This window comes from Tritonibacter sp. SIMBA_163 (assembly GCF_046535935.1).
Classification (GTDB): domain Bacteria; phylum Pseudomonadota; class Alphaproteobacteria; order Rhodobacterales; family Rhodobacteraceae; genus Epibacterium; species Epibacterium scottomollicae.
The window spans coordinates 1-239 of sequence record NZ_JAWJBP010001229.1 but is presented as its reverse complement, the minus strand read 5'-3'; the positions used below and the strand labels follow the sequence as shown (position 1 = coordinate 239).

At 37.7% G+C, this 239-nt stretch carries 1 pseudogene; it reads right to left on the bottom strand.

Annotation, left to right across the window (positions count from 1 at the left end):
* A pseudogene (locus tag R0J92_RS26230) lies at positions 1-239 on the bottom strand (RraA family protein); the annotation flags it as partial.

Sequence of the window (239 nt, the reverse complement as noted above, 5' to 3'; positions counted from 1 at the left end):
CTTACATTACTTGTCTGTTCTGCTAATTCTCTAGCATATTCAGGTTGAATAACAACAACACCATCTTGATCACCAACAATGATATCTCCAGGACAAACAACCTTTCCACCTATGGAAATTGGTGTATTGATTTCACCGGGACCATTTTTATAAGGGCCATTTGGAGTAATACCTTTTGCATAAACAGGTATATTCATTTCTCCAAGTGCCTCTGCATCTCTTACACTTCCATCAATAAC